We start from the raw sequence: 18,688 nt of genomic DNA, 5'->3' as shown, positions 1-18,688 counted from the left end.
TGACCTTCTTCCCCGACCCGAACAGGACTCCCACATGGGTACATCTGGCTCGACATCGACCTCGGCGAGGTTCGTCGTTGAGTCCTCCCAGACCGACCAACCCCGTGAGCCCCGCGTCGGGTGGCCCTGGCCGGTTGTCGTCCTGGCAGCCGCAACAGTGGCCATTCTGGCCCAATGGCTCGCCCTGGCCGGGATCATCGTCCCGGAGTGGTTGTCGAGCAGCGGTCGGTCCTTCCCGACCATCCTTGCTGCGGCATCGAGTCTGTGGCTCAGTGGCCACGGTGTGCCCATCGACATCATCGGGATCCATATCGGCCTCATCCCACTTGGGCTGACCAGCGTCAGTCTCCTGCTCGGTGAGGAGGCCTGCCGCTATGGCACCCGCGTTTTGTGGCATCGCCACGACGGCCACCCGCCACGTCGGCATATCGGTGAGGCGATTGCCCTCCACGCCACGGTCGAGTTGCTGGCTGCCATCATCATGACGGCAGCCGCCGGCACATCCCGCTGGGTGACGGCCATGATTGGTGCCCTCCTCATAGGGCTGTGCTCGGGCCTGATCGGGGCTTGTCGCGGAGCACGCGTCAATCCCTTCGACGGCTTGCCCCACTGGGCCCGCGGGTTGCCGAGGGCTGTCGGGTCAACGGTTGGCGTCTGTCTGGCCGGTGGGTCGGCCGCACTCGCCGTCTCCCTGCTCGTGCACGCGAAAACCGTCATCGGTCTGCACCAGCAGATTGGCGCCACCGGGTGGGGAGGAATCTGCCTCATCCTGGCGCAGCTGGGCTGGCTGCCCACCATGGCTCTGTGGGCAACGGCATGGACCCTCGGTCCGGGGTTTGCCTTCGGAACCCAGACCTTCGTCTCCCCGCTGGGAACACACCTTGGCATCGTTCCGGGGTTGCCAGTGCTGGGAGCCTTGCCATCCAATGGCCCGCTCAGCCCGGCCGCCTGCGCATGGTTCGGGGTTCCAGTGGCTGCCGGAATCATCGGGGGCATCCTCGTGATGAAGTCTCTGCCGCAGGCCGAGTTCGAGACCGGAGCGAGTCTGGGAGCCTTGTCTGGACTGATCTCGGGGCTTGTGTTGGCCATCCTGGGTCTACTGAGCCACGGAAGTCTGGGCGATGGGCGCCTCAGCGAGGTCGGCACGATCATGCCAGCGATGGCAGGATGCGCGGTCGGCATCCTCACCCTGGTGACGATGCTGTGTGGATTCGTCATCGGACTGACGCGACGCCTGCAATCGGAGGAGTCGCGGCAGGGACGCGCTGAGCGTCACGAGGCGCGCAAGGAAGCTCTGGCGGCCAAGTCCGAGGCGAGGGCCCGCAATAGGGCTGCCAGGAAGCAGGAGAAGGCCGAGCAGAAGGCTGCCAGGGAGCAGGAGAAGGCTGCAAAAGAGGCCGAGCAGAAGGCTGCGGCACAGGCGGACGATGCGCAGGAGCCCCGCCCCAGCCAGCCTGGGGGGCATGAGGGCGCCACTTCGGCCGGGCACGAGGTGTCGGACGATGCGTTGGACGAGGTCACCAGGTCGAGGAGGATCACCCGTCCCACAGCCGCACCCACCGACTCCACCGCGTCGGAGCAAGAAGCCATCGGCCACGACATCTACGACGCGATTCAGAACGGTCGCGAGAACCCCGACGACACCACCACCCGCCCTTCGTGAGCCGAGTGCGACCCTCGACAGAGATGACGGCGCGTCGGTTGACGACATGAATTTGAGGGGTGATGCCGCACGTCGTGGCACGAGGATGCATACTGGTCTGCAAGCACACGTGCTCCGGGGTCGGTGAAAGTCCGAACCGGCGGTGACAGTCCGCGACCCGAGCCGTCCTCGTGACGGTGAGGTTGAACCGGTGAAATTCCGGTACCGACGGTGAAAGTCCGGATGGGAGGAAGCACGGTAGGTGGCTGACGTCCCCGTCAGCCCCGTGTGTCGTCCTTGCGCACCCCCGGAGCCGCAACGGCCCGGGAGGACATATGGACCAGCAGTGGCACGACGCCATGACGCTTGCCCTGACCTTGGCAGCGAACTCACCATCCCCTGACCCGAATCCGCGTGTCGGGTGTGTCATCGTCGCCCAGGGCCAGGTCGTCGGACGGGGATGGCACCACGGGGCGGGAACCCCACACGCTGAGGTGGAGGCCCTGCGTCAGGCCGGCGAAGCTGCCAGGGGAGCCACCGCCGTCGTCACCCTGGAACCGTGCAACCACAGCGGACGCACCGGTCCGTGCAGCCGCGCCCTGTGGGAGGCCGGGATTTCCCGCGTCGTCATAGCCCAGTCCGACCCCAACCCGGTGGCAGCCGGGGGAGAACAGTTCCTGCGTACCAACGGCGTCGAGGTTCTCACGGGTGTTCTTTCCGACGCTGCCACGGATCTCAATGCGGACTGGACCTTCAGCCAGACCCACCGACGTCCCCGAGTGTGCTGGAAGTACGCCGCCACCCTCGATGGACGCAGCGCCGCCCCCGATGGCACCAGCCAGTGGATCACCGGGGAACAGGCGCGTCACCAGGTGCAGATCGGTCGCTCCCGGTGCGGAGCGATCATCGTTGGCACCGGGACAGCTCTGGCTGACAATCCGCGACTGACCGTGCGACTGCCCGAAGTCACCCGTCAGCCCTTGCGCGTCGTGGTGGGGATGAGAGATCTGCCCGCCGACTGCCATCTCCATGACGATTCGGCCGAAACCTTGCATATTCGCAGCCACGACCCTGCCGAGGTGCTTGACGTGTTGTGGCATCGCGACGTCCACCGGGTGTGGCTCGAGGGTGGTCCACGCCTGGCCGGCGCCTTCCTGGCCGCCGACCTCGTTGATGAGGTCATCGCCCACATCGCACCGACGGTCCTGGGAAACGGGCGAGCAGCCGTCATCGACCCCACCGTCACCACCTTGGCCTTGGCCCATCACTTCGTCATCGACGAGGTGTGCCGGCTGGGGCCTGACCTTCAAATCCGCGCACACCACCGGGAGGAGAACCATGTTCACCGGAATCATTGAGGAGATGGGCGAGGTCGTCGCCATCGATACGCGACAGGACTCGGCTCGCCTGTCCATCCGCGGACCACTCGTCTGCTCCGATGCCGGATTCGGGTCCTCGATCGCCGTCAACGGCACCTGCCTGACGGTCACCGACCTCGACGACACCACCTTCAGCTGCGACGTCATGGCCGAGACGCTCGCTCGCACCGCTCTGGGCCGTCTGGCTCCCGGAGACAGGGTCGATTTGGAGCGTCCGGTGGCTGTGGCGGGACGCCTTGGGGGACACATCGTCCAAGGCCACATCGATGGGGTCGCCGAGCTCGTCTCCCGTACGGCCGGGGAGCACTGGGAAATCTTCCGGTTCAGCCTCCCCGCCGCCTTGGCCAGGTACGTCGTCGAGAAGGGGTCAATCGCCATCAACGGCACATCGCTGACAGTCTGCCAGGTCAGTTCTGCGTGGTTCGAGGTCAGCCTCATCCCGACCACTCTCACCGCCACGGTCCTCGGCAGTCTTGGGCCTGGCGATCCAGTGAACATCGAGGTCGACGTCATCGCGAAGTACCTGGAGTCACTCATGAACAAGGAAAGGCCATGCTGAACACCATCGAGGAAGCCCTGGCCGAGCTACGGGCCGGGCGCCCGGTGCTCGTCACCGACGACGCTGACCGGGAGAACGAGGGAGACGCCATCCTTGCAGCCCAGCTGGCTGGCCCGCACTGGGTTGGTTGGATGGTCCGGCACACCTCCGGGTACCTGTGCGCGCCCATGACCGATGAGCGCGCCGACCAACTCGGTCTGCCGCTCATGTGGCCGGCCACCCAGGACCCGCTGCGCACCCGCTACACCGTCTCCGTCGACGCGGCATCCGGGATCACAACCGGTATTGACGCCGCCCAGAGGGCCCGCACCGCGCGAGTTCTCGCGAACGCCACCTCGACCCCTGCGGACCTCATTCGCCCCGGCCACGTGCTGCCGCTGCGGGCCCGTACGGGGGGAGTGCTCGAACGGCGCGGTCACACCGAGGCTGCCGTCGACCTGGCTCGACTGGCCGGTCTGGAACCGGTGGGCCTCATCGGCGAACTCGTCGGGGATGACGGCATGTGTCTACGTACCGAGGCCATAGCCACGCTGGCCCGCACCGAGGGTCTGGCCTTCATCACCATCGACGAGCTGGCGCAGTGGCGTCGTGCCCATGACCCTGCTGAGGTTCCTTCCGCGCCTAGAGTGACGGCCCTTGCCAGCGCGCACTTGCCGACCCGGTACGGCCAATTCGCGATGACCGGTTACCGGGACAACCACACTGGGGCCGAGCACGTGTTGCTCGTGTCTGGCAAGGGGATTGACGCCGATGATGGCGGCCCGGCCTGGGTGAGGGTGCACTCGGAATGCCTCACCGGCGATGCTCTGGGATCTCTGCGTTGCGATTGCGGCGACCAGTTGGCAGCCGCCCAGGCCCACGTCAGTGAGCATGGCGGGGCCATCATCCTCCTGCGCGGCCACGAGGGACGGGCGACTGGTCTGCTCAACAAGATCGCGGCCTATCAGGCCCAAGATGGTGGACTTGACACCGTTGACGCCCAGACCCACCTCGGCCTACCGATCGACGCTCGCGAATACGGTGCGGCCGTGGCCATCCTGGCTCATGCTGGTCTTTCTGCGGTCCGTCTGCTCACCAACAATCCCGCCAAGGTCGAGGCCCTGCGCGCCGGAGGCCTCGACGTGACGATGTCGCCGCTCGAGATTCCGCCCCGTCCCGAGGACGAGCGGTATCTGCGCACGAAACGAGACCGGATGGGACATCTGCTGGCAGCAGACCACAGCATTTCCGAGATCACCACGTTCACCTCGAATCACCCCAGCCCGAATCACCCCGGCACAGCCCTGACCACGCAAGGAGAATGATCATGAGTTCTCGTACCACCCTCGGCCCCGCTCGCCCCGACCTCGGCAACCTTGACGGTCGCGGCCTTGAGGTTGCCGTCATCGCTTCCCAATGGCATGACACAGTCATGAATGGCCTGCTCGACGGTGCCCTGCGTGGCCTGGCCGATGCCGGGGTGGCTGATCCCGTCGTCGTCAGGGTGCCGGGGTCCTTTGAGCTCCCGGTGGCCTGCTCTGCCCTCGCCGACCACTTCGACGTCCTTGTCGCCCTCGGAGTGGTCATCAGGGGAGGAACCCCGCACTTCGACTACGTGTGCGACGCCGCCACCCGGGGCATCACGGACGTCGCCGTGCGCACCAGAACCCCCATCGGTTTTGGGGTTCTCACCTGCGATGACGATGCCCAGGCCCTCGACCGTGCTGGGCTGGAAGGATCCCACGAGGACAAGGGATATGAGGCAGCCCAAGCCGCCGTCGCCACCTACTCGACCCTGTCCGCCGTGACTGCCTCGCACCCGGCACAGACCTCGAGGGCCTAGGGTGGGGTCGTGACTTTTCGTGTCGTCGTGCTCGTCTCAGGCACCGGAACCCTGCTGCAGTCCCTCATCGACAACCTGCCAGAATCGGTGAACATCGTCGCTGTTGGTTCTGACCAGCCTGATGCCCTCGCCCTGCAACGAGCCGAGAAAGCCGGCATCCCCACCTTCGCCGCACCCCTGCCCAGGGCCGACGCCGACCAGCGGGCTGCCATGAGGGCCGCATGGGATGTCCGATTGACCGACGAGGTCGCCCGATTCGCCCCGGACCTCGTCGTCTGCGCTGGCTTCATGAAGCTGCTCGGGACGACCTTCCTGGACCGTTTTGGGGGACGCACCATCAACTCCCACCCGGCATTGCTGCCGTCCTTCCCCGGCATCCACGGTCCGCGCGACGCCTTGGACTACGGCGTCAAGATCACCGGCGCCACCGTCTTCATGGTCGACGCCGGGGTCGACACCGGCCGGATCCTCGCCCAGCGGGCCGTGCCCGTCCTGACCGACGACACCGTCGAGTCTCTCCACGAACGCATCAAGGTGGAGGAACGCGAGATGCTCGTCGAGGTCGTCACAGAACTTGCCGGGGCTCGCCCCGGTACGCAAGAACTCGGCACCGAACCGTCCCGGAAGGATTCACAGTGAGTCAACGTCAACCCATTCGTCGTGCCCTCGTCTCCGTCTACGACAAGTCCGGCCTTGACCAGTTGGCCAAGGCCCTCATCGCAGCTCAGGTCGAGGTCGTCTCCACCGGCTCGACCGCCACGAAGCTGGCATCGTACGGGGTGACGGTGACCGAGGTCAGCGAGGTCACCGGGTTCCCGGAGTGCCTCGACGGTCGCGTCAAGACCCTCCACCCGAAGATCCACGCCGGCATCCTTGCCGATCGTCGTCTGGAGTCTCACCGCGACCAGCTCTCCGAGCTCGACGTCAAGCCCTTCGACCTCGTGGTGTGCAACCTCTATCCCTTCTCTGAGACCGTGGCCGGCGGGGGAGATTTCGACGAGTGCATTGAGAAGATCGACATCGGCGGCCCGTCGATGGTTCGCGCGGCTGCCAAGAATCACGCCAGTGTCGCTGTCGTCACCAGCCCTGACCAGTACGACGACCTCGCCCGGGCCTTGTCCGAGGGCGGTTACACGGTCGAGGAGCGTCGTGTTCTGGCGGCCCGGGCCTTCGCCCACACCGCTGCCTACGACGTCGCGGTGGCCACCTGGTTCTCCACCCGCAATGGGGTCAGCGTCGAGGGGGTGCCAGCCTTCGTCGGCATGACGGGTGAGCTCATCCACCCGCTGCGCTACGGCGAGAACTCCCACCAGGGGGCTGCGGTCTACCAGAGTCCCGGCGAGCCCGGTCTGGCCGGGGCCCGTCAGCTTCACGGCAAGGCCATGAGCTACAACAACTACGTCGACACCAACTCGGCCCGTCGTGCCGCCTACGACTTCGAGGAGCCGTGCGTCGCCGTCATCAAGCACTCCAACCCGTGCGGCATCGCCACCGGTGCTGACATTGCCGAGGCCCATCGCAAGGCCCACGCCTGTGATCCGCTGAGCGCCTTCGGGGGCGTCATCGCCACCAACCGTCCGGTGAGTGTCGCCATGGCCAAGCAGGTCGCCGAGATCTTCACCGAGGTCGTCGTCGCTCCCGGTTACGAGGACGGTGCCGTGGAGATCTTGTCTGGCAAGAAGAACATCCGTCTGCTGGAGGCCTCCGCCCCCACGGTGGCAGGTTGGGAGCTGCGCCAGATCGACGGTGGCCTGCTGGCCATGGAGGCCGACGTCTTCCAGGCCGAGGGCGACGACCCGAGCCAGTGGACCCTGGCAGCGGGCGAGCCGGTCGACGACGCCACCCTCGCCGATCTGTTCTTCGCGTGGAAGGCCTGCCGCTCGGTGAAGTCCAACGCCATTCTGCTGGCCCATGACAACGCCTCGGTCGGAGTCGGCATGGGCCAGGTCAACCGCGTCGACTCGTGCCGTCTGGCCGTGGAGCGGGCGGGTGATCGGGCTGCCGGATCAGTGGCCGCCTCTGACGCCTTCTTCCCCTTCGCTGACGGGCCTCAGGTCCTCATCGACGCCAAGGTCAAGGCCATCGTCGAGCCGGGTGGGTCGATTCGTGATGACGAGACCATCGAGGCATGCCGCAAGGCAGGCGTCGCCCTGTATCTGACTGGAACGAGGCACTTCTTCCACTGATCCCGGCTCCTCGCACCGGGACGCACACTCCCGAGGCGAGGACGAGGTTCGACGACCTCGTGAAGGGACACGTGAAGGGGCCCAGACCGTGACGGTCTGGGCCCCTTCGTGGTCGTCCGGGAAGGTCAGTCGAGCTCAGCGATGTAATCCCACAGGGCGACGACATGCTTGCCGTCGGGTGCCCAGCGAACCATGCCCTCGCCTGAGGTGGCGACGGTGTGGATCTTGAAGGTCACCTTCTGTCCCTTGCTGATCTTGGCGGGAATCGTCGATCCCGTCACCGGATGGGTCCAGTGGTACTCACCGGCCTCATCCTGGACATTGAACTGCTTGACCGACAGAGGAACCGTCCCGGTCGCATCGGACACCGTCACCGTCCAGGTGAGGTCTGCTTCCTCCGCACCGACCTTCGTCCCGGGCGGGGCGGTGGGGCCGTTGACGTTCATGACCACCGAGTTGCCACGGTCAAGATTCACCTTGACCTCAACTCCCTGGTAGGACAGGGCCGGCTTCTCGATGGTTCCGACGACGGTGGCCGGAGCGCTCGGAGAGGGCAACCAGGACGGCATGGACTGGGCAGCCAGCTGTTCGGCAGGGCTGCCAGCCTTGGCGGAAGCCGACGGTGAGGGCGAGACGGTGTCGTTGTCGGATGCTGAGCATCCCGAGACCAGGGCGACACCGGCGCACAGACCGACGATGGCAGCCTTACGAAGGTTCGTGGCGATTGCGTGACGATTACTCATTCCCCTGCCTTTCAGTGACGCTTGCGGCGAATGGCCCAGGCGGCGGCAGCACCGACAACGACCAGACCGGCAATGGCCGACTCTGCGGCAGCCGGGTCGGACACGTCGCCGCTACCGGTTTTCGGCAGCTTGGGCTGTGAACCCGTGCCAGTCTTGCCAGGAACAGTGCCGGGGGCAGCGCTCTTGGTGTCGGTGGCACTCGGAGCGCTGGACGGGCTCGTGGAACCACTGGCAGAGGCCGACGGGCTGGCAGAGTCCGAAGCGCTCGGGGCGGCCGTGGCGCTCGCGGTTTCGGAAGCGCTCGGGGCGGCCGTGGCGCTCGGGGTCTCCGACGGATTCGACTCAGCCGGAAGGTTGTTGAAAATGTCCTCGCCGAAGGTTCCCAGACCAGCCTGAGCGGCGAAGCCGAGGTGACCAGCTCCATCGAGACCGGTGGAGACGGTGCCAGCCTCCAGCTCGCGGGTGTCCTTGCCCTTGGAGACCTCGAACAGGTCCTCCATGGTGCGCAGCCACGAGAAGTGGTTGTAGTAGGTGTCCGAGACGGTCCCCGGCTTGATGTACGGGGAGATGAGCACCGAACCGGTGGCGCCGCCGCCAGGAGTGGCGTCCTGGGCGTTGAAGGTGGCCAGCGGGGACTCGCCTTCAGCCAGGTGGCCGGGGACACCGGTTGCCGACAGGGTCACCGAGGTGACGTCAGCGGTGGTGTTGAGCGGCTTGTCATTGGAATCGACGATGACGAAGGAGGAGTTCGTCACGGAGTCCTTCGGGTCAGCGACCATGTTCGGACCCTGGTTGGCGACCTTGCCGACGTAAGCACCCTCGGGGATGCCCTCGCCGGTGACCTTGCGACCCAGATCGGTGACGGTGACCTTGCCGCTCAGCTTGGAGGTGCCAGCAGTGTTGGTGACGTCAATCGTCTTGGCCTTGGAGTAGCCGAAGTCAGCGCCGGTGTTCTTGGCACCGTGAACACAGTTGGACTTGTCGGCATTCACCAGCTCGGTGTCCTCCTCACAGGACGGCGGACGAGTGATGTAGCCGTTGTCGCCCGGTCCCGGGAACAGCTGGTTGCCGTGCTCGTCGGTCTCGAGGGTCGAGTTCGGGCCGGTCGGCTCCCAGTCGACGTTCTTGCCATCGATGTTCTGTCCGGCGAGGTCGGCCTTGACGTAACCCTGCGCCAACTTGGACGGCTTCGGGAAGGTGTTGGCCTCGTACTTCTTGTACCCCTCCGCGAGATCCTTCACGGTCTCAGCTTCGTAGGTGTACAACTCTTCCTTGCGGGCGGCGTTCGCGACGTCAGTGTCATCGGTGGCGTTGTTGAACGACATGTTGGTGAAGGGCGGGTTGGCCTCGTCGAAGGTGATGTCGATGAGACCACCGTCCTTGAAGGCATCCGACTTCTCGATGAGCGGGATGTAGTAGCGCAGCCACAGATCAGCGGCGTACAGGCCACCAGTGTGGTTCTTCGGCGGGGTGGTCAGCGGCTTGGAGTAGTCCGGCTTGCCGTCGGCGTCGAAGAGACCGGAGAGGTTGTTGCCCTTGCACGTGGCGTCGTGGGCGTCAGAGCAGTTGTTCGGGGTGATCCAGCTGAAAGCGGGCACCTGATCGGCAGGCTTGGCCAGATCGGCGAGAAGACCGTTGGAGGGGTCATCGGTGTTGGCGATGTGCTTCGCATCGGACGGGGTGCCACCGTCGGTCGGGGTGGTCAAGGAGTCCTTGCCAGTGCCGTCGTTGCCGATGATGGAGTGGAACCACGGGAAGGGGAAGTGCTTGGCGACGTACTGGTCGTCCTCCTGGGCGCCGGTGAAGGAGGTGATGCCCTTGGCCTTGTCCTCCTCGGTCGGCTTCATGGACTTGGGGTTCTTGTCCGGGGTGTTGTCAAGGGTGCCCGGGGAGCCAGCCAGGCCGTCCTCGCGACCGGGATGGTTGCGCAGATCCTGGGCGTATCCCTTCCAGGTGACACCGGCGGCGTCGAACTGGTTGAACAGGGTGGGGACGTCCTTGGGGTAGGTGCAGCCGTTCTTGCCGTCCGCAGCGTTCGGGCCGGCCAAGGAGAGGACCTGACCGTAGTTGTCGTCGCGTCCGAACTCCTTGCCGTTGTGCGTGTCGATGATCGACGAGTTCGAGCCGAAGCTGGTGTTGGCGACGTCGCAGTCGGACTGGAGGTCCATCTCGGCGGACTGTCCGGAGACCATCGAGGTGTAGTTGTCCTGGGAGTAGTGGCCGGTGCCGAAGTAGTAGGGGAGCAGAGCGCCCTGCTTCGGCAGTTCCTTCCACAGGTAGGAGTTCTGGTTGAGTCCGGAGAAGGTGGCGTCGTAGGACTTGTTCTCCAGAATGATGAGCCAGACGTGCTTGATCTTGCCGCTGGCAACGTTCGTTGAGGTGATGGTGGTGTGCTTCTTGGCGCCGTCGGATGCGCCAGGGGTGGGCTTGCTGTCGGGCTGGGCATGGCCGACCATCGGCGCGACGAACCCGAAGGCGGCCATGCCGATGGAAACTGAGGCACTCACCACCCGGGTGAGGCGTGAATGTAAGGTATTCATACCTTCGGTCTATACCTCTCAGACGGAGGGCAGGGGGGCCGTCGGTGAACAGCAAGGAAATTGCTCGTGAATGTGTCATGATGCCGTGGCAGTGACGAGATGGGTGGCACCGGGGATGTCAGGCCGGTGCCCGGCGCTGAGGAACCGTGTGTCGTGAAAAGATGGTGGCCTGTCAAGGTCGTGACACAAGGAGGATCCATGACCGCTCACAAACTCGACGGCAAGGCCACCGCCGCCGCCATCAAGTCCGAGCTTGCCGAACGTGTGGCAGTCCTACGCGACAAGGGAGTTGTTCCGGGGCTGGGAACGGTGCTGGTCGGGGACGATCCGGCGTCGCACCAGTACGTCGCCGGCAAGCATCGCGACTGCGCTCAGGTGGGCATCGAGTCGATTCGGGTTGATCTGCCTGGCGACGTCTCCGCCGACGACCTTGCCCAGGAGATTCGTGGGCTCAACGCCAATCCGCGCTGCACCGGGTACATCGTCCAGTTGCCGTTGCCCGGACACATCGACACCAACTGGGCGCTCAACCTCATCGATCCCGACAAGGACGCCGACGGTCTGACTCCCGCATCTCTGGGGCGCCTGGTGCTCAACGAACCGGCCCCGCTGCCGTGCACCCCGCGGGGCATCGTCGAGTTGTTGACCCGGCACGGGATCGAGCTGCCGGGAGCCAATGTCTGCGTGGTGGGCCGTGGCACGACGGTTGGTCGTCCGCTGGGGCTGCTGCTCACCCGTCGCAGCGAGAACTGCACCGTCACGCTGTGTCATACCGGCACCCGCAACCTCGCTGACCACACCCGTCAGGCCGACATCATCGTTGGTGCGGCTGGTTCCCCAGGTCTCATTGACGCGAGTATGATTCGCGAAGGGGCCGTACTGGTCGACGTCGGTGTGTCGCGGTCGGCACAAGGCAAGATCCAGGGCGACTTCGCTGCCGATGTGTGGGACAAGGCGGCATGGGTTTCGCCCAATCCAGGTGGAGTCGGTCCGATGACCCGCGCCATGTTGCTGTCCAACGTGGTCGACAGGGCCGAGCGGCTCGCTGCGGATCCTTCATGAGCCACCACAGGCCCCAAGCAGCCACCGAAGGTGCTGACCGACGAGCGCGACGCAGTGACCGCTGCGCCGCGTCGAAGGAGCACCTGGAATCCTGGTGGGCGCTGACCGTGTGCCTGCTCGGAGTCGCCGTGTCCGCAATCGTCATGGGCAACGGCCAATGGCGGCGCGGGGCGATGGTCTTCGCGGCCTCGGTGCTGCTGGCGGGCGTGTTGCGGGCGGTGTTGCCCGACAACCTCGCCGGACTGTTGGCGGTACGGGCCCGGTGGGTTGATTCGCTGCTCCTGCTGGGGCTGGGGACACTCATGGTCGTCGTCATCTTGACGAGGTGACGGCTGCGTCCCTGCTTTCATACACCTGCGCCAGTTGTGTCCCTGTTGCGCCAGAAAATGGTGGCGCAACAGGGACACAACTGGCGCAGGTAGCTAGTGCCGCTCAGTGTGGGTCCAACACGCAACGACGCCGACGGGCGAAGCTGCGTGCCGAGGTCAACCCCTCACCGGTCGGTCCGGCGATGGTGAAGGTCACGAACCCCTCGCCGTTGATCCCGATGCCGGCGAAGGAGGGCCCATTCTTGACGAAGATCGTCGTCTGGATGCGTCGGGCCATGAGGTCGAGGCGAGAGACGTCTTGGGAGTGCATGATCGCGGTGTGGCGATTGCCGTGCTCCACCTCCACGGCCAGGTCGATGGCGGCGAGGTAATCGGTGGCGGGCACCACCGGGACGACCGGCATGAGCATTTCGACCTGGACGAAGGGGTCCAGCGGGTCGGTGACCATGGTGATGAGTCGGGTGTCCTGCTCGGGCGTGATACCGGCTGCACGCAGGATCTTCTGAGCATCTTGGCCCACCCACGCAGTGGCGGGCTTGGTGCCTGAGGGGTCGAGTAGCAAGGACCGCAACTTGGCGAGGTCGTCTCGATCACTGATGACCTGAGCGCCGTTGGCCTGCAGCTCGGCCATGAACTCTGGCAGCACCTCGGCGACGACGATCATCTCCTTCTCCGCAGTGCACGGCAGATTGTTGTCGAAGCTGGCCCCCTGGACGATGTCAGCGGCGGCCTTGGCAATGTTGGCGGTCTCGTCGACGACGACGGGTGGGTTGCCCGACCCAGCACCGATGGCCTTCTTGCCGCTCGAGAGGACCATGTTGACGATCTGTGGGCCTCCAGTGGCGACCAGCATGGCGATGTCCGGGTGGTTGAGGAGCTGAGTGGTGGTCTCGGGAGTCGGGTTCGCGACGAGGGTGATGAGGTTGGCGGGGGCGCCTGCTGCCATCATCGCGCGGTTGAGGACGTCGACCAGCCAGGCACTGAGGTGACGGGCCCGCGGGTGAGGGCTGAAGACGACGGTGTTTCCTGCCGAGAGCATGCCGATGGTGTTGCAGATGATGGTCTCGGTCGGGTTGGTCGTCGGGGTGATGGCGCCGATGACTCCATAGGGGGCGTACTCGAGGGTGGTCAGTCCGTCGTCGCCCTGGCGGGCCTCCATGACGAGGTCCTCCACCCCGGGGGTGCGAGTCGCCGCATAGAGATTCTTGAGCACCTTGTGATCGGCATTGCCCATCGCGGTTTCCTCGACGGCTGCGCTGGCCATGTACTCCAGGCGGTCCTGCTGGCTCGCGGCCTCGCGGACAGCATCGACGAAGGCGCGGCGCTGGGCCATGGAGCACTCCGAGAAGGCGACGAAGGCCCTCCGGGCGGCGCCCACCGCACCATTGACGTCGTTGAAGACTCCGGCGAGGTCCTCGACGCTGGCTTCGGTGACTCGACGTTCGGCTGTGATGGTCATGACTGTTGGCTCCTTCGGATGTGGAGTCCTGGGAAGATCCGCCTCCTTGCGGTGGACATCAGGACATCTGATGCATCGACCATAGGAATGGCCATTCTCGTTCGTCCAGAGCTAAACCAGGAACGGGCCCGAGGTGCAGATGAGGCAAACCTGTGTGTGCACTGATGTGCATTTCGATGAATGGTCTATTTGTGGCCTTTGCCACTGCCTGGGAGAAGCGAATAAACCCCGTTATGACGGGACAACAAGGGTCATTGTGAGCCCTTCCAGGGGTCTGGATCACTGCACGTTCGTGCACGAGTGTGGTGCATCTCTCCACGCGGACGACAACCTGCTCTCACTGCCGACCAATGGCGTCAGAACGCACAGAACGGGCCCGGAAATCGACGTTTCCGGACCCGTTCGGTCGGTGTCAGTGATCAGATGAGATCAGGGATCAGATGAGGCCGAGCTCCTTGACGGCGTCGCGCTCCTCGGAGAGCTCCTTGGCGGAGGCATTGATCTTGGCGCGCGAGAAGTCGTCGATCTCCAGCCCCTGGACGATCTCGACCTTGCCGTCCTTGATGGTCACGGGGAAGGAGGAGATGATGCCCTCGGGGACTCCGTAGGAGCCGTCGGACGGGATGGCCATGGAGACCCAGTCACCCTCGGGGGTGGAGCCCATCCAGTCGCGCATGCACTCGACGGTGGCGTTGGCGGCCGAAGCAGCCGAGGAGGCGCCACGAGCGTCGATGATGGCGGCGCCGCGCTTGGCGACGGTCGGAATGAAATCATTCTCGATCCAGGCCTCGTCCACCAGATCGGTGGCCTTCTGGCCGGCGACCTCGGCGTGGAAGGCGTCGGGGTACTGGGTGGAGGAGTGGTTGCCCCAGATGGTCATGTGACGCACGTCGTTGACGGTCTTGCCGGTCTTGCGGGCCAGCTGCGTCTTGGCGCGGTTGTGATCCAGACGGGTCAGGGCGGCGAAGTGATCGTTCGGGATGTCGACCGCGTTGGTGGCGGCGATGAGGGCGTTGGTGTTGGCGGGGTTGCCGGTGACGAGAATACGGACGTCGTCGGCGGCAACATCGTTGAGGGCCTTGCCCTGGGCGGTGAAGATGGCGCCGTTCTTGGTGAGCAGGTCGGAACGCTCCATACCGGCCTTGCGGGGCATGGCGCCGACGAGGAAGGCGGCGTTGACTCCGTCGAAGACCTTCTTCGGGTCGTCTCCGATCTCGATGTTCACGAGGTTGCCGAAGGCGCAGTCGTCAAGCTCCATGACGACTCCCTCGAGGGCCTTGAGGGCCGGGGTGATCTCGAGAAGACGAAGCTCGATGGGAGTGTCTCCGAGCAGCGAACCGGAGGCGATGCGGAACAGCAGGCTGTAGCAAATCTGGCCAGCTGCACCGGTGACGGCAATCTTGACTGGGGTCTGGGTCATGAATCTCTCCTTGAAAGTCCTCGATGACACGTGGATACCCTCGAGCGTACTCGTGGCCGGTCGGCGAGGTGGGCGGGGGAGTCATTCTCGTCAGGAACATGTGGCTGCGGTGAGAATTCTTTCATGGCACACCCGGAAATTGCGCACCAATAGCTGTTGGTTGTGCGGGTCCTCACCTGAGGATGACGGTACGCATGCCGTCCAGAAAGGTGCGATGTTCGGCGAAGAGACGCACAGCCTCGTTGAGGGTCGCCGACTCGGTGTCCTGTCCGACGGCGGTGAGGCCAGCGACAGTCTGGGAATGATCGACTCGCTGGACTCGCTGTTCGATGATGGGTCCCTCGTCGAGGTCAACGGTGACGAAGTGGGCCGTCGCACCAATGAGCTTGACTCCGCGGGAGTGGGCCTGACGGTAAGGGTTGGCCCCCTTGAAACCGGGCAGGAATGAGTGGTGGATGTTGATGCATCGTCCCGACAGTTGTTCGCACAGCTCAGGGGAGAGGATTTGCATGTAGCGGGCCAGCACCACGAGTTCGACGTCGAGAGCGTCAACGGTGCTCAATACGTCCTGTTCAAAGGCCTCCTTGGACTCCTTGTCGACCTTCTGCCACCGGAACGGCACCTTGTGGAACTGCGCCAGATCGGCGAGATCAGGATGGTTGGCCATCACTTGGACGACGTCAATGGGTAGCCGTCCGGTGTCGCGGTTGAACAACAGGTGCGACAGACAGTGAGGTGCCTTGGACGCGAGGATGAGGGTGCGGACCGGACGTCCCAGCTCGTCGATGTGGAAAGTCGCATGGTGACGCTGTGCCAGTTTCGTCACGGCGGATTCCAGAGCAGCTCGGCTGCTGACCGACTCGACCTGCAACCGGATGAAGAAGTTTCCGGTGTCGGCGCTGGTGAACTGTTGGCATTCGGTGAGGTTGCCGCCAACCTGAGCGCATGCTCCGGTGACGGCATGGACGAGTCCTGGCTGGTCGGGACTGGTCCAGGTGACGACGAGCTCGTGGGGTTTCGCCATGAGCGGTACCGTAGTCGGCCCAGGGTCACGGCGGGGGCCATTCCAGGCAGCGGGATTGAGCGATGGCTGCGCATTTCGGGGATGTTGGGCGATGTTCCACTGCTGCTCGGGCTGTTTTGTACCCTCCCTCCACTATTGTGAGCACCAGTTCCGCACCGGGCCTTCGTCGGCCGCCTTGCGGTGATCCCCTCGACCACAGGAGTTCGCGCATGCCCACCATCGTCTGGACCAAGATCGACGAGGCCCCCGCCCTCGCGTCATATTCCTTGCTGCCCATCGTGGAGGGATTTCTCGACGAGTCGGGTATCGACATCACGACGTCGGACATCTCCTTGGCCGGGCGCATTCTGGCTCAGTTCCCGGATCGTCTGAGCGAGGATCAGAAGGTGGCCGATCACCTGGCCGAGCTCGGCGAGCTCACCGGGTCCCCGGACGCCAACATCATCAAGCTCCCTAACATCTCCGCATCCATCCCGCAGCTCAAGGCCGCCATCGCTGAGTTGCAGTCCCAGGGTTACGACCTGCCGGACTTCCCGGACAAGCCCTCCACCGACGAGGAGAAGCAGACCGCCGCCCGCTACGCCACGGTGCTCGGCTCGGCCGTCAACCCGGTGCTGCGGCAGGGTAACTCCGACCGTCGCGCACCTGCCGCTGTCAAGGCCTACGCCAAGGCCCACCCGCACCGCGTGGGTCCGTGGACCGATCAGGTCAAGGCCCGTGTCGCCTACATGGATCATGGCGACTTCTTCGACCATGAGGAGTCCTTCGTCTCCCAGGGCCAGGACCTCGACATCGTGCTCGTCGAGGCTGATGGTTCCGAGACCACCCTTGCCAGTGGCATCAAGACCCTCGATGGCGAGATCGTCGACGCCACCTTCATGTCCGTCGACGCTCTCGACGAGTTCTATGCCGCCACCCTGGCCCAGGCCAAGGAGGAGGACCTGCTGTGGTCGGTCCACCTCAAGGCGACCATGATGAAGGTGTCCGACCCGGTCCTGTTCGGACACGCGGTGCGCACCTTCCTCGTTGACGTCTTCGACAAGTATGGTGACGATCTCGCCTCCGTGGGGGTCAACGCGGATCTGGGGCTGGGTGATCTGTACGCCCGCCTGGAGAATCTCCCGGCCGACCGCGCCGCCAAGATCACCGCCGCCATTGATTCGGCCTTCCGGGCCCGGCCAGCCCTGGCCATGGTTGATTCGGATAACGGCATCACCAACCTGCACGCTGGCAACCTCGTCATCATCGACGCCTCGATGCCGACGGTCATCCGCGACTCTGGCTGCATGTGGAATGCCGAGGGTAAGCGTCAGGAGACCCTGGCCTGCATCCCGGATCGCAGCTACGCGACGATGTACGCCGCGATCATGGACGACTGCCGTGAAAACGGTGCCCTTGACCCTGCCACCATGGGCGATGCCCCCAACGTCGGCCTGATGGCTCAGAAGTGTGAAGAGTACGGCTCCCACCCGACCACCTTCACCGTGGCTCGCGACGGCCGTGTCGAGGTGCGCTCCGGCAATGAGGTGCTGGCGAGCCACCAGGTTGAAGGCGGCGACATCTGGCGCATGAGCCGGGTGCGTGACATCCCGGTGCGCGACTGGGTGCGTCTGGCTGTCGAGCGAGCCCGCATCACCAACACCCCGGCAGTCTTCTGGCTCGACGAGAACCGCGCCCATGACGCCCGCGTCATCGAGAAGGTCAAGGCTTACCTGCCCGAGTACGACACCGAGGGTCTCGACATTCGCATCCTCGCCCCGGCCGAGGCCATGAAGTTCACCCTGGCACGCATCCGGCGCGGCGAGGACACCATCTCGGTGACTGGAAACGTGCTGCGTGACTACCTCACGGATTTGTTCCCCATCCTCGAGATCGGCACCAGCGCCAAGATGCTCTCGGTCGTCCCGCTGCTGGCTGGCGGTGGCCTCTTCGAGACCGGTGCCGGCGGTTCGGCCCCCAAACACGTCGCCCAGTTCGTTGCCGAGAATTATCTGCGGTGGGATTCCCTGGGGGAGTTCTGCGCCTTGGGTGCATGCCTGGAGCACATTGACCAGACCACCGAGGGCACCAAGGCCGGAGTTCTGGCTGCCACCTTGGACAAGGCCATTGTCGCCTTCCTGGAGAACGATCGTTCCCCGGCTCGCAAGCTGGGTCAGATCGACAACCGTGGTTCCCACTACTGGCTGGCTCGTTACTGGGCTGGTGAACTGGCCGCCCAGAAGGACGACCCCGAACTCGCCGACCGGTTCTCCGACGTGGCCACCGAGCTGGCCGCCCGCGAGACTCAGATTCTCGACGAGCTCAATGGCGTCCAGGGCAATCCGGTTGACATGGGCGGTTATTACCACCCCGACGAGGAGCTCGTCGAGGACGCCATGCGTCCCAGCGTGACCTTCAACGCCATCATCGACTCCCTGTGAGCACTGGCCGGATTCCGGCCTGTGCCTGACCATGCGGGCCGACGCCGGTGGTGCGTCGTCACCATCGACGTCGGTCCTCCCGGGTGGGTGGCTCGATGCCTCC

15 protein-coding genes and 1 riboswitch are annotated in these 18,688 nt (G+C 65.0%); of the genes, 10 read left to right on the top strand and 5 right to left on the bottom strand.

The features are described 5' to 3' along the window. The first annotated feature begins 34 nt into the window (after positions 1 to 34). The 7 genes from O6R08_RS07970 to purH all read left to right on the top strand — a co-directional run bounded on the left by O6R08_RS07970 (position 35) and on the right by purH (position 7,588). The gene (locus tag O6R08_RS07970; RefSeq protein ID WP_271417649.1) at positions 35 to 1,663 is read left to right on the top strand and encodes a cell division protein PerM; all 1,629 of its coding nucleotides are present in this window, start codon (positions 35 to 37) and stop codon (positions 1,661 to 1,663) included. A 106-nt stretch (positions 1,664 to 1,769) separates the two neighbouring features. Continuing rightward, positions 1,770 to 1,902, top strand: a riboswitch (FMN riboswitch). A 75-nt stretch (positions 1,903 to 1,977) separates the two neighbouring features. Continuing rightward, a complete protein-coding gene (gene ribD, locus O6R08_RS07965; RefSeq protein WP_271417648.1) occupies positions 1,978 to 3,000 on the top strand; it encodes a bifunctional diaminohydroxyphosphoribosylaminopyrimidine deaminase/5-amino-6-(5-phosphoribosylamino)uracil reductase RibD in 1,023 nt (340 codons plus the stop codon). Next, positions 2,981 to 3,580 (top strand): riboflavin synthase, encoded by a 600-nt coding sequence (locus O6R08_RS07960; RefSeq protein WP_271417647.1) that lies wholly within the window; start codon positions 2,981 to 2,983, stop codon positions 3,578 to 3,580. Before ribD ends, O6R08_RS07960 begins: the two co-directional genes overlap by 20 nt. Beyond that, complete coding sequence (ribB, locus tag O6R08_RS07955) at positions 3,574 to 4,884, top strand: 3,4-dihydroxy-2-butanone-4-phosphate synthase (protein WP_271417646.1); 1,311 nt, start codon at positions 3,574 to 3,576, stop codon at positions 4,882 to 4,884. The genes O6R08_RS07960 and ribB overlap by 7 nt, the downstream gene beginning before the upstream one ends. Positions 4,885 to 4,886: 2 nt before the next feature. After that, a complete protein-coding gene (gene ribH, locus O6R08_RS07950; protein WP_271417645.1) occupies positions 4,887 to 5,402 on the top strand; it encodes a 6,7-dimethyl-8-ribityllumazine synthase in 516 nt (171 codons plus the stop codon). Positions 5,403 to 5,411: 9 nt separating this feature from the next. Then, positions 5,412 to 6,041, top strand: a complete 630-nt coding sequence (purN, locus tag O6R08_RS07945) for a phosphoribosylglycinamide formyltransferase (RefSeq protein WP_271417644.1) — start codon at positions 5,412 to 5,414, stop codon at positions 6,039 to 6,041. Next, the gene (gene purH / locus O6R08_RS07940; protein ID WP_271417643.1) at positions 6,038 to 7,588 is read left to right on the top strand and encodes a bifunctional phosphoribosylaminoimidazolecarboxamide formyltransferase/IMP cyclohydrolase; all 1,551 of its coding nucleotides are present in this window, start codon (positions 6,038 to 6,040) and stop codon (positions 7,586 to 7,588) included. Before purN ends, purH begins: the two co-directional genes overlap by 4 nt. A gap of 125 nt (positions 7,589 to 7,713) precedes the next feature. Here the strand turns inward: purH and O6R08_RS07935 are convergent, their stop codons facing one another. After that, entirely contained in the window at positions 7,714 to 8,034 is a 321-nt protein-coding gene (locus O6R08_RS07935) for a hypothetical protein (protein WP_271419321.1), read from the bottom strand. Between the two features lie 308 nt (positions 8,035 to 8,342). Continuing rightward, entirely contained in the window at positions 8,343 to 10,871 is a 2,529-nt protein-coding gene (locus O6R08_RS07930; protein ID WP_271417642.1) for an alkaline phosphatase family protein, read from the bottom strand. Positions 10,872 to 11,069: 198 nt separating this feature from the next. Between O6R08_RS07930 and O6R08_RS07925 the strand changes: the two genes are divergently transcribed. Next, positions 11,070 to 11,933 (top strand): bifunctional methylenetetrahydrofolate dehydrogenase/methenyltetrahydrofolate cyclohydrolase, encoded by an 864-nt coding sequence (locus tag O6R08_RS07925; RefSeq protein WP_271417641.1) that lies wholly within the window; start codon positions 11,070 to 11,072, stop codon positions 11,931 to 11,933. Continuing rightward, positions 11,930 to 12,262: a DUF3017 domain-containing protein gene (locus O6R08_RS11330; protein WP_333907883.1), complete on the top strand. Its 333-nt coding sequence runs from the start codon at positions 11,930 to 11,932 to the stop codon at positions 12,260 to 12,262. Before O6R08_RS07925 ends, O6R08_RS11330 begins: the two co-directional genes overlap by 4 nt. Before the next feature lie 103 nt (positions 12,263 to 12,365). On the opposite strand, the gene O6R08_RS07915 is transcribed toward O6R08_RS11330, so the two are convergent. The 3 genes from O6R08_RS07915 to O6R08_RS07905 form a co-directional block, all read right to left on the bottom strand. Then, the gene (locus O6R08_RS07915; protein WP_271417640.1) at positions 12,366 to 13,721 is read right to left on the bottom strand and encodes an aldehyde dehydrogenase family protein; all 1,356 of its coding nucleotides are present in this window, start codon (positions 13,719 to 13,721) and stop codon (positions 12,366 to 12,368) included. A 436-nt stretch (positions 13,722 to 14,157) separates the two neighbouring features. After that, entirely contained in the window at positions 14,158 to 15,141 is a 984-nt protein-coding gene (locus tag O6R08_RS07910) for a malate dehydrogenase (protein ID WP_271417639.1), read from the bottom strand. A gap of 172 nt (positions 15,142 to 15,313) precedes the next feature. Further along, a complete protein-coding gene (locus O6R08_RS07905) occupies positions 15,314 to 16,165 on the bottom strand; it encodes a formyltetrahydrofolate deformylase (RefSeq protein ID WP_271417638.1) in 852 nt (283 codons plus the stop codon). A 209-nt stretch (positions 16,166 to 16,374) separates the two neighbouring features. On the opposite strand from O6R08_RS07905, the gene O6R08_RS07900 reads away from it, so the two are divergent. After that, positions 16,375 to 18,585 (top strand): NADP-dependent isocitrate dehydrogenase, encoded by a 2,211-nt coding sequence (locus O6R08_RS07900; protein WP_271417637.1) that lies wholly within the window; start codon positions 16,375 to 16,377, stop codon positions 18,583 to 18,585. Positions 18,586 to 18,688: the final 103 nt, after the last annotated feature.

This window comes from Cutibacterium equinum, from assembly GCF_028021195.1.
Taxonomy (GTDB): Bacteria; Actinomycetota; Actinomycetes; order Propionibacteriales; family Propionibacteriaceae; genus Cutibacterium; species Cutibacterium equinum.
The sequence above is the reverse complement of the archived record's forward strand: the minus strand, read 5'-3'. Positions and strand labels throughout refer to the sequence as shown.

What these genes read in the sequence shown, in the direction of transcription:
- O6R08_RS07925 (WP_271417641.1), top strand. Translation starts at nt 11,070, where the DNA reads ATGACCGCTCACAAACTCGACGGCAAGGCCACCGCCGCCGCCATCAAG.
- O6R08_RS07960 (WP_271417647.1), top strand. Translation starts at nt 2,981, where the DNA reads ATGTTCACCGGAATCATTGAGGAGATGGGCGAGGTCGTCGCCATCGAT.
- O6R08_RS07905 (WP_271417638.1), bottom strand. Translation starts at nt 16,165, where the DNA reads ATGGCGAAACCCCACGAGCTCGTCGTCACCTGGACCAGTCCCGACCAG.
- O6R08_RS07970 (WP_271417649.1), top strand. Translation starts at nt 35, where the DNA reads ATGGGTACATCTGGCTCGACATCGACCTCGGCGAGGTTCGTCGTTGAG.
- O6R08_RS07910 (WP_271417639.1), bottom strand. Translation starts at nt 15,141, where the DNA reads ATGACCCAGACCCCAGTCAAGATTGCCGTCACCGGTGCAGCTGGCCAG.
- ribH (WP_271417645.1), top strand. Translation starts at nt 4,887, where the DNA reads ATGAGTTCTCGTACCACCCTCGGCCCCGCTCGCCCCGACCTCGGCAAC.
- O6R08_RS07900 (WP_271417637.1), top strand. Translation starts at nt 16,375, where the DNA reads ATGCCCACCATCGTCTGGACCAAGATCGACGAGGCCCCCGCCCTCGCG.
- O6R08_RS07935 (WP_271419321.1), bottom strand. Translation starts at nt 8,034, where the DNA reads ATGAACGTCAACGGCCCCACCGCCCCGCCCGGGACGAAGGTCGGTGCG.
- O6R08_RS07930 (WP_271417642.1), bottom strand. Translation starts at nt 10,871, where the DNA reads ATGAATACCTTACATTCACGCCTCACCCGGGTGGTGAGTGCCTCAGTT.
- O6R08_RS07915 (WP_271417640.1), bottom strand. Translation starts at nt 13,721, where the DNA reads ATGACCATCACAGCCGAACGTCGAGTCACCGAAGCCAGCGTCGAGGAC.
- O6R08_RS11330 (WP_333907883.1), top strand. Translation starts at nt 11,930, where the DNA reads ATGAGCCACCACAGGCCCCAAGCAGCCACCGAAGGTGCTGACCGACGA.
- ribB (WP_271417646.1), top strand. Translation starts at nt 3,574, where the DNA reads ATGCTGAACACCATCGAGGAAGCCCTGGCCGAGCTACGGGCCGGGCGC.
- ribD (WP_271417648.1), top strand. Translation starts at nt 1,978, where the DNA reads ATGGACCAGCAGTGGCACGACGCCATGACGCTTGCCCTGACCTTGGCA.